General features: G+C 34.5%; 7 protein-coding genes and 1 pseudogene. 3 read left to right on the top strand and 5 right to left on the bottom strand.

Features of this window, described 5'->3' with window-relative positions; translation table 11 throughout:
- The first annotated feature begins 482 nt into the window (after nt 1–482).
- Nucleotides 483–1094 (top strand): HU family DNA-binding protein, encoded by a 612-nt coding sequence (locus BXY_RS12920; protein WP_009039140.1) that lies wholly within the window; start codon nt 483–485, stop codon nt 1092–1094.
- 169 nt (nt 1095–1263) lie between these two features.
- On the opposite strand, the pseudogene BXY_RS12915 reads toward BXY_RS12920, so the two are convergent.
- Nucleotides 1264–2816: pseudogene (locus BXY_RS12915) on the bottom strand (ATP-binding protein).
- A gap of 378 nt (nt 2817–3194) precedes the next feature.
- Here BXY_RS12915 and BXY_RS12910 point away from each other — a divergent pair.
- Together BXY_RS12910 and BXY_RS12905 are read left to right on the top strand one after the other, a co-directional pair.
- Nucleotides 3195–4079, top strand: coding sequence for a UDP-3-O-(3-hydroxymyristoyl)glucosamine N-acyltransferase (locus BXY_RS12910; protein WP_008024060.1), 885 nt, complete (start codon nt 3195–3197; stop codon nt 4077–4079).
- On the top strand, nt 4076–5218 hold the full coding sequence (locus BXY_RS12905) for an FAD-dependent oxidoreductase (RefSeq protein WP_015532126.1): 1143 nt from the start codon (nt 4076–4078) through the stop codon (nt 5216–5218). The genes BXY_RS12910 and BXY_RS12905 overlap by 4 nt, the downstream gene beginning before the upstream one ends.
- Nucleotides 5219–5234: 16 nt before the next feature.
- Here BXY_RS12905 and BXY_RS12900 read toward each other — a convergent pair whose 3' ends face one another.
- From BXY_RS12900 to BXY_RS12885, 4 genes are all read right to left on the bottom strand, one after another.
- Nucleotides 5235–6560, bottom strand: coding sequence for a hypothetical protein (locus BXY_RS12900; RefSeq protein ID WP_015532125.1), 1326 nt, complete (start codon nt 6558–6560; stop codon nt 5235–5237).
- A 7-nt stretch (nt 6561–6567) separates the two neighbouring features.
- Nucleotides 6568–7698: a hypothetical protein gene (locus tag BXY_RS12895; protein WP_015532124.1), complete on the bottom strand. Its 1131-nt coding sequence runs from the start codon at nt 7696–7698 to the stop codon at nt 6568–6570.
- Nucleotides 7699–7706: 8 nt separating this feature from the next.
- Entirely contained in the window at nt 7707–8288 is a 582-nt protein-coding gene (locus tag BXY_RS12890; RefSeq protein ID WP_270703990.1) for an acyltransferase, read from the bottom strand.
- Between the two features lie 538 nt (nt 8289–8826).
- Nucleotides 8827–10203 carry an MAC/perforin domain-containing protein gene (locus BXY_RS12885; RefSeq protein WP_015532122.1) on the bottom strand — a complete coding sequence of 459 codons (1377 nt, stop codon included), beginning with the start codon at nt 10201–10203 and terminating at the stop codon, nt 8827–8829.
- Nucleotides 10204–10392: the final 189 nt, after the last annotated feature.

Here is a 10392-nt window from a genome sequence, read left to right as displayed (position 1 = left end):
ATTTTTCAATTCTATTTCTCATGTTCTCATAGATTTCAGATAAAGCACATATAATCAAAGAAGTACATTATGAGAAACGTTTTTAAAACAGGTGTTTCTCATACTATCCTCATCGATTTTCTTCAAAAAGCCGCTATTTCTCATACTCTATCAGGGTATTTCTCATAGTCAGACACAACTATTCTCCTGTTTATCCGCCAAGCTTATCTTAGAAAACAGCTAGCTATTTCTTTCATGAAAACAACTAGTTAATTACTTGTTTTTCACCTAATAATGTCGTATCTTTGAAAGAGCATCCCAATCGTTCCACTGGAGTGCACAGGCCTGTTCACTACAGTAAAAAGTTCTGTCTACTAGAGTGAAAAGAACCGTTCACTGTAGTGGAACAATCAGGATGGCGGTTGAATAATAAAAGAATAAAAGCAAGATACACTAAGAGCATCAGTACATAACATATAAATAACCATTAAATTAAAACAAAGATGGCAATACAATTCGAGTTTTATAAGAATCCCCAACCGGAAAAAGAAGGGGAAGAACCTAGTTACCACCCACGAGTGGTTAATTTTCAACATGTGACCACTCAAAAGCTGGCAAGAGAAATCCACATGGCAACTACTTTCGGGAAAGCAGAGGTAGAAGCCATGTTAATGGAATTGAGCAGATGCATGGGAAACCACCTATGCGAAGGAGAACGAGTACATCTGGATGGAATCGGCTATTTCCAGATTACATTGCAAGCTACCGAACCCGTGCACTCGCTTACCACTCGTGCTGACAAAGTGAAACTTAAGTCCATTAATTTCCAGGCTGACAGAGATTTAAAGAGTTTGTGCATGAGCACTCATCTACGACGTTCAAAATACAAGCCACATTCGGCTTCTCTTTCAGAAGAAGAGATCGACAAGAAACTTACTGCCTATTTTGCAACTCATCCTGTATTAACCCGTAGCAATATGCAGTCGCTCTGCAGTTTCACTCAAAGTATGGCCAGTAGGCAAATCCGTCGCCTAAAAGCAAAAGGCAACTTACAGAATATAGGTAAGCCCACACAGCCTATTTATATACCAACACCGGGCCATTATGAGAAATGACTTCAACAGGTATGAGAAATAAGCCAAATCAAGGTCTATTTGCGAATAAAACTATGAGAAATACCAATTTTTAAAGTATTTCTCATAGCTTACTTTATTAATTATCTGCTATTTAAATCAAATCTATGAGAATATGAGAAATGAATATCTTATTTCCGGCGCAGGCAATTCAATTTTCGACCAACCACTTCTCTATATTTCTTGTTTGAGCACTGAAATTCACACCAATCTTAAAAAGTTTTCGTGAATCCGTTTCAAATGGTCGGGAATAATGCTTGTCATTTATCTGTTGCAGAGCTTCTTCCGCTGTACCATTCAGTTTAAATTCCATAATGTAAATGAACTTGTCAGTCTGCAATACCATATCCACACGGCCTTCACTCGTATGATATTCCGCTTTTACATAAAACCGACCAGTTTACATACAATATAAAGTACATTCTGATAATGTAACTCCAATTCGCGGGCAAGCTCGTATGGAATATCAGAAAAGAAACTTTGCAGACGACGGAAAAAAGATTCGTAATCACCAGCACGTACCTCACGAACGAATTTCTGAATTTCAAAGGAAGATTCCACTTTATTGACGTTCGCATAATAAGGAAGCAGAAAACGGATAAATCCTTCCTCCACTTCACGATTAGGAAAACCTAAACGGTAAATACCAAATTCTTCATCATACCCTTTAATGGTAAGGTACCCGCTCTGATAGATTACCGGAATAGGATTGGTAGATTCAGAATCTATACTGTTCAGTACCTGTTCATCAGTTTCTTCATGAGCCATCCGATGAAGGTCGTAATGGTGTTTCTTCAGCAATTCCACCAAATAAGTAGGAGTACCCGTTTTAAACCAATAACTCCCAAACTCATTCCGATTAAAAGCATGAAGCAGGCTGAAAGGATTGTACATTCCCTTAGAATTGTGCGTAAAATGATAACCATCATACATCTCTTTCAGCCGGACACATATCTCCTCATACGTCACTTCCTGCACATTGGCAAACTCATGAAGCTCGGCATCCAGATTATCGTATAATTCCTGTTCGCTCACACCACAAATATCTATATACTTATTCCACATTGAAATGTCATTCAGGTTATTCAAATCACTGAACACACTAAATTTACCGAACTTGGCAACTCCCGTCAGCATAGCAAACTTAATACAGCCATCCTGACTTTTCAATGCACCATAGAAAGCTTTCAATGTATTGCGAAAGCTCTTTTGCAAGGCATCATTACCAATGGCCTGCAACATCGGCTTGTCATACTCATCCACAAGAATAGCCACACACTGTCCTTCCTGCCGGCAGGCACGTTTAATAATCCCCTCAAAACGCATCGCTAAGGATTTCTCCGAGGGCTCCGCACCATATATCTTCTCCCATTCCACCAACGCCCCATTGAGTTTGTTCTCCAGACTTTCCGGAGTATCATATTTTTCCGTATTAAGATCAAGATATAAAACGGGATATTTTACCCAATCTTTTTCCAGTTTCTCCATAGCCAGCCCTTCAAAGAGTTCCTGCTTTCCTTGAAAGTAAGCTTCAAGCGTAGAAATGAGCAGACTTTTGCCAAAACGGCGCGGACGACTCAAAAAATAGTAACTTCCGGTTTTCACCAATTGATAAATCAATGCTGTTTTATCAATATAAAAATAGCCATCATTACGAAGACTTTCAAAGTTCTGTATACCGATAGGGTAAATCTTGCCACTCATATTTCAATCCGTCTAAGTTCACATCATACAAATATACATAGAAATATCTGTATCGCAACAAGTCCAACAAGGAAAGAATTGCAAAAAGCAAGATATAATGGCAGAGATAGATAATAGACTTTGAATAAAAAGAGAACCATTTACCGCTTAAGACAGCAAAAGCAAATATCACATCCACAAAATACTTTCCAATTTCCTACAACTAGGAAAACATTAATTCTTCGCCAGCCACTTTTCACATTCCTTTTTGAATATTGAAATAGAATAGTGCATAACTTTTTATAGATATTTATTTAGGAGTTATGCCAAATATAACTATCTTTGTAAGGATAAGCAAAAAGAATACTTACACACAATAAATTGCAAACAAATATAAAGATGATTCAGCTATCAGACATTATTGAATATATCAAAGAATACGTTATTAATGTATCACATGATGTAGAGGACTTAGTTGTTAAAAATATCTCGACATTAGATTCTTCATTACCCGAATGTATGGGATGGATAGCAACATACAAAAAAGAGAAACAAAAGTTAGCTGAGCAATCAAATGTAAAATATCTAATAACTGACACAGAGGTTTTAATCACTCCGAAACTTTTCAACAAAGTCATCATCCATGTCAGCAATCCGCGTCTTGTTTTCATTCTCATTGCAGAGAGATTTTTCCATCCCAATTATTATAAGCCTATTGACATTCAAAAATCTATCGGCAAAAACGCACAGATAAGCCCATCTGCAACAATTATGAATGCTTCCATTGGAAATAATTGCATCATTCACTCAAATGTTGTCATTTATGATGGCGTTGAAATAGGAGACGATGTAATCATTCATGCTGGAACAGTCATAGGTCATTCCGGATTAGGCTGCGAAAGAGATCAATATGGAAGCTTACACAAATTCCCGCATTACTCAAACGTCATTATAGGCTCCAAGGTTGATATTGGCCCTAATTGTCAAATTACCAAAGGCACATTATCACCTACAACAATAGGAGATGGAACTAAAATAGATGGTTTGTGTTCTATTGGGCACAATACAGTTATTGGTAAAAATAACTGGATAGCAAGTTCCGTCACAATAGCCGGTTCCGTCAAAGTCGGGAATGAGTGTATTATTTATGCATCCAGCAATATCAAAGATCAAATTCGTATAGGGAATAATGTTATTATTGGTATGGGATCATTAATACTCCAAAATATACCTGATAATCAGATGTGGTATGGCGCACCGGCAAAACAAATTAAACAACTATGAAACAATTTGATATAGTCGTATTAGGCGGAGGCATATATGGTTTATATACTGCCCTTTTTTTGTCGCAACGTGAAGTTACCGTTGCTGTTATTGATATAGATCAAAATTTCTTCTCTCGAGCATCAATGGTCAATCAAGCCCGCCTCCACAATGGCTTACATTACCCAAGAGGTCAAAAAACAGTAAACACAATACTAAAATATAAAGAGCGCTTTATACATGACTTTGGTGAAAGTATTAATTCTCAATTTAAGGCCTATTATGCTATCGCAAATAATGAGTCGTTAACCAACAAATCTGAATATGAAGATTTTATGAATAGAAATAATATACCATATTCTGAAGTTGATCCTAATACACTATTTAACTCAAATAAAGTTGAAGCATTATATCTTACTAAAGAATACTCATATAGCTATAAGATTGTTCTAAATAAACTACTAAACCACATTAGTGATGTTAAAAATGTAGATACGTTTTCGGGAACGAAGGTTATTTCAATTACAGATAAAAATGAACGCTATCAAATAGAAATAGAAAACGGCGAGTATATTGAATGCAAAGGAGTGGTAAATGCAACTTATGCTTCTACCAATATAGTAAGCCAATTATTCAACAAACCGGGATTCAACTTAAAGTACGAACTTTGTGAAGTTATTTTATGCAAAGTACCAGACACTTTGAAAGATATCGGCATTACTGTTATGGACGGCGAATTCTTTTCAATCATGCCATTCGGCTTTAGTAAATATCATACACTAACTTCTGTCCACTACACCCCACATACCGTTTCATCCCCAGAGCCATCATTTCCATGTATGAAAAATGGTAGTTGCAGTCCTCACAATATCGGGAACTGTAACCTATGCCTACATAAACCACTAACTGCATATGAAGCAATGAAAACACAGTATGAGGAATTTATACACCCCCAATTACATGGTATCGAATACATCTCTTCCATGTTTGCAATTAAGCCCATTCAGATTTCATCAGAAAAAACAGATGAAAGAAATACCCTTATTCAAATGGCAAAGCAACCGCCATTCTATATTTCTGTCCTCTCTGGTAAAATATCGACATTTTATGAGCTTGATAGCTATTTAATAGAACTTATCAACCTATTAAAAGGGTCATAATTTCATGCTATTTTCATTATTGCTTATTTGCTTCTAAAATTTCATGATATCCTTCTTTGTCGGTCCCGAGCAAATCAAAATCATTCAACAAAGAGATCGTTTGGGCCAAATGCTTGGATTCTGGAGATATCTTATGAGTAGATATAAATTTATCCAATTCTTTGATTGGAATAAACTCCAGGCATCTGGTTTCAATCTCTGCATCTTTAGCAAAACGATAACCATGAATAAAATCCTCCAATGTGAATGCCTCCGACAAGCACACTCGAACAAATGAACACACCTCAAATTCCAGTCTATTATCATTTCCAGCTGTACGGATGACTCCCACATTTAAAAAAGTAATTTGAGATGTAGGGATACATTTTTCCTGAGTTTTTCTTAAAATCCCAAGTTCTTCACTTAACGCCCTCCTCAAACATGTCATAAGGTTTGGTTGATCATCCTCATCCGACTTGTCATCTTCCGTAAATGTCTCATCATAAGAAAAGTGCCAATATCCACCACTTTGGCAATTCTCCCCACGAAACCCAGTAACAAGTTCATCACCATTTCCTCGATCGATTATAACAAAACCTCCAACAGCTACTGAATTATAAAAAGGTCTTACTTGTGCCACATTTACATTAAAATCCGGAAAGCATGATTTAACTGGAATAGTAGCCAACGCATTATACAAATTAACAGTACACTTATATGTAAAATAGTCTGAATTATAAACAGAAATTTCACATTTATCATCCTCATCCACTCTCACATCATATATACCATATAGATATTTATTAAACCGCAGTTTCGCTTGATGCATTTCATGTATAAAAACATCAGCCGTCTCTTCAGAAAGCCTAGTTATAAATTCTGGGATTGAGTAATTTTCTCCTCTATAAGTCAATTGTTCTCCATAATACTTGCTAATATAATTATAAAGACTATTATGCAAACATTGATTTTTATTCTTTTTATATACTTTTCTAAATCCTAATTCCTCCAATTTCTTCTCTCTTGTTTCAGGAAATGGAATAATAAATTCGTCATCATTAATCTTATTAACCCGAAAATACTTATCCTCCAGACAAACATTATTAACAAGCACTTTATATTGGTCTTCCCGTATTATTTTAGATTGATATTTCTTCAAATTATACCTTTTCAAGAGTTTTTTTACAAACTTATATACAAGTGGAATAGATATTCCAAAGAGTAATGGTGCAAACAAATTATCCCAAAGCAAATTCCCAACAATATCAAAATGGGTAGTCACTGTTTGAACCTGCTCTAAAACAGGTTGGACTTGCACTATAATAGTATCATCAACAAGAGTATCTTTTAAATTTATGTTCATAGATAAGCTACTTATTAAATGAATAAAAACGATTATTATTCGCCCTTTGCCTGATATTAGCAGCATATGACAAAGCATGTTCTAAAGAACTGTCTTTATTGAATGCTTCTTGACGAATACTATCAAGAGTAAAATCCAGCCACACAGAGTCACTGTCAGAAAAGGGAGCAAGATTATCAACAAGTAATACACCTAGAATCTCGACATACAGGCCATCTAAATATGATATGGCAATATCTGTGAATTGCTGTTCTCTAACCTCTAAAGACGGCACTGCTTTACATAGCATTTCTTTTAACATCAGCCCGTTTACTTTAGTTCTAGAAGTTCTTATTATGCTTTTTAATGTAGTTTCTGAGAACAAAATTCCATATGAGAAACCTTGTTTTTTATTATAAAACAACTGATATTCTTTATTAACTTTCTTAGTACTTATGATAAAGCCATTTAAACTAACCTTAGTCATAAATCCAATTAACTCAGTCACCTCTTTTGTTGTATTTTCCAACCGTTTATTTGTCTTATAATTAATTTCAAATAAATCCGGATTCTTTCCTTGAAAATATAAGTACAATCGATCAATCAACTGAACTGTATCAGCAGTCATCCTAACTAAATCAAGCTCAAAAACTGAGGCTTCAAGGCGTTTTACAGAATTTCTCCCATTAATATAGTCTTTTCTACTTTTCCGAATATCATTAACCACATAAATATTACCCCCTGAATTCCTAAGCACCCCCGGCACTATTACAGTTCTAACAACTTCGTCAAGATTTATTTCCGGGAAATTAATATTAATATATTCTTTAATTAGCTCGAGCTTAGGTATTCTTTGACAATTTTGTGAGAACTCTTCCTCAAAATTATACTCATAGAGAGTTTTGTCTAATCGTATAGTTATTAAATCATCAATATACCCGCCATCATCATGATCAAAATAATCATGATGATCAATTCCGAATTTAACATTATCTTTATTGATATATCCTCTTTTGAGATTTTGTCTGCGTTTATAATCTTTCCACAAAAACCTCGGATTTAACTTCTCTGTCAGTCTCCAAGTTACATAACTAAAAAAGATAGTTAAACCCAGCTTAAATAGAGGAGTTTCCAAAAATTCTACAAGATAGTCAGTCATAGCTAATATTACTCAAAATATCTTATCACCTTTGCAGGATTCCCCATAACCAATGCATTTGCAGGGACATCTTTTGTTACAACTGAACCAGCAGCCACCATTGCCCATTCACCTATAGTAACACCACATACTATAGTTGCATTCGCCCCAATAGAAGAACCATACTTTAGAATAGTTTCGCTAACCTGCCAATCGCCCCCACTTTTCAATGTTCCATCTTTATTGATAGCTCTTGGATATTTATCATTTGTAAAAGCAACTGATGGACCGATAAAAACGCCATCCTCAATAGTCACACCACGTGGAATCATCACACTGTCTTGAATCTTAACCTTATCGCCTATCTTAACCCCCTCATCCACAAATATGTGGCGATGAATCTTACACTGACTACCGATAATAGCCCCTTTCAATATAATAGTACCCTCTTCGATAATGGTTTCAGCCCCTATTACAGCTTCCGGAGCAACATAGTTTGGAAATTTTAAATTGTACATAAAAATGGTATTACACCTATCGGCAGAATTAAATATTTTATTATTAATAAGTTGCGCACTATTACTGTCATTTAGCATAATAGAAGCACCCAAGTATTTAAATCCAACAGGCGTATACACAACTAAGATGCAATAGTCGCAAATAATCTTGATATTTGCAAACTGTTTGTCAATAATTTAACGTGAATTCGATATAATGACAATAATTCTCTTATTGAATAATAAAACAATAGCAAAATATCAATTTTATAGTATTAACTATAGCTTTCAAAGGTGTTTTTATAGTTAATACTAACTATCCCGCACTCATTGATCAGCTTTACTGTTGCAATATTGAGCTATTATTCTCATGCTAACAGCTGTTTTATTACTTGTTTTCTTCACCTTATTAAGACAGAGCAGACGCATAAAGTACACCCCTAAGATTAGATGGCAAAAGGAATACGAAGTAAATTGCCGAATAAAACTAGCATTTTTTAGAAAAGCTGCAGGTTTCATTCGGCAATTAATCTCTGTCTACAATAACACATACATTTAAGCATGATTCTTATAATTAATCAACTCCATCAACAAATAATACAAAACGTGTAACTATTTAAAGCATTCCCCGAATTCTCAAATTAGTAAAACTTTAATTTGCAGGATAGACATATCCAGATATAGATTTAGGAAGAAAATGCCAGCCATCATAGATTTGACTAACGGTCGGATCTGTTGATGTATAATGATTAATTAAATCATCATTATAGTATTCATATAAAGGTATCAAATTATCTCCTATATCTTTATATATATATCCAGATATAGATTCTGGCAATAATTTCCATCCTGGGAAATCTTGGTTTATAGTTGAAATGGTTGTGGTGTAATGATCAAAACTGTTATCACTATAATACTCATAAAAAGGAACTGTTCCATCATATCTTTTTTTAACGACATACCCTTCAACGCCACCATATTTCCAACCTGAATATTTTTTCTCTATATCAACTTGTGTGGTAGTATAATGATCCATGCGCTTTTGATTTACCTCATTGGGATTGTCATATACATATATATGCAATGGCAACAACTCTAACATATCTATTTTCGATTTCTCTATATGCTTAATCACAGCTGCTTTTATTACCTGCTTCTTTACAGGGTCAGATATAAACTCATAAATTGGATAAGTTTCCTTCCAATTAATCTCAGTCAAACAGGAATTTGCTAAAGATAATGATTTTTCCCAACTCAGTACATCAACACTTGTTGGCATACCCTTTTCTAAATCATATTTCAAATTTGTACCACTACCACCATAAAACATAACATATAATTCTTTATGTTGATTATCTTTTACTAAACTCTCATCCACAGTATCTATATGTTCCAAATTATAACTTACTCCGATTCCATCTAAAGTTGATTTAAATCCCGAACTCACAGTTCTCCTTTTTGTTGAAGCATCTCTTGCTTTAGTGATAACGGAACGAAAAATTAATTTATAACGTCCACCAATTATGATATCCGTTAGAACATGCGTACCATATCTTTCTACGATCCGATTGGGAGAAAGTCGCTCTAAGTCTTCCTTGAAACTATCTGATAAATATTGAGATAAGCGACTGATTTCATCATTAAAATAAATATGTTTTAGATTTCTAACTAAATCCAAACTAGCAAATGAATACTTACTTGAATAAGAATATTCTGTTTTCAAATAAGCATTATTAGTTATTGTATTTGAGAAGAATACTGTATCTTTTTCATTGCCATAACTCATTGTATATGTTGCCTTTGTTTCTGTCGTAATATTCTTCACATAATCAGCTGATGAATAGCCATAATACATTCGGTCATGTCCATAAGAAGCAGTACCAGACTCCAATCTTCCAGAATGGTCTTGCTTATACTTCTCTACATTCAAGACAGGACCTTTGACTGATAAAGGATGTAAATACTCATTCGTCACATCGTAACCATACCCTACTACATCAAACTTTTCATCACCAGCAGCTCTAGTCATTGTAGTCCATGAAACCACTGAAGTTGAATCGATTAAGAAGTCTTCAAGTTCCGAGCAAGAATAACAAATGGCTAATATAAAGCCAAAAACCAATAAATCTTTTTCATAACATTAATTTTAGAGTTAATAATCGTACAAGATAAAAAATATTATCATAAAACACGAGTTAAAATAAATGTTTGTAAACAC

The organism is Bacteroides xylanisolvens XB1A (assembly GCF_000210075.1).
GTDB lineage: Bacteria > Bacteroidota > Bacteroidia > Bacteroidales > Bacteroidaceae > Bacteroides > Bacteroides xylanisolvens.
This window is presented reverse-complemented; position numbering and strand designations above follow the sequence as displayed.

Excerpts from the sequence above, each read along its gene's own strand:
- BXY_RS12920 (WP_009039140.1), top strand. The coding sequence starts at position 483 with ATGGCAATACAATTCGAGTTTTATAAGAATCCCCAACCGGAAAAAGAA.
- BXY_RS12910 (WP_008024060.1), top strand. The coding sequence starts at position 3,195 with ATGATTCAGCTATCAGACATTATTGAATATATCAAAGAATACGTTATT.
- BXY_RS12905 (WP_015532126.1), top strand. The coding sequence starts at position 4,076 with ATGAAACAATTTGATATAGTCGTATTAGGCGGAGGCATATATGGTTTA.
- BXY_RS12900 (WP_015532125.1), bottom strand. The coding sequence starts at position 6,560 with ATGAACATAAATTTAAAAGATACTCTTGTTGATGATACTATTATAGTG.
- BXY_RS12895 (WP_015532124.1), bottom strand. The coding sequence starts at position 7,698 with ATGACTGACTATCTTGTAGAATTTTTGGAAACTCCTCTATTTAAGCTG.
- BXY_RS12885 (WP_015532122.1), bottom strand. The coding sequence starts at position 10,203 with ATGACTAGAGCTGCTGGTGATGAAAAGTTTGATGTAGTAGGGTATGGT.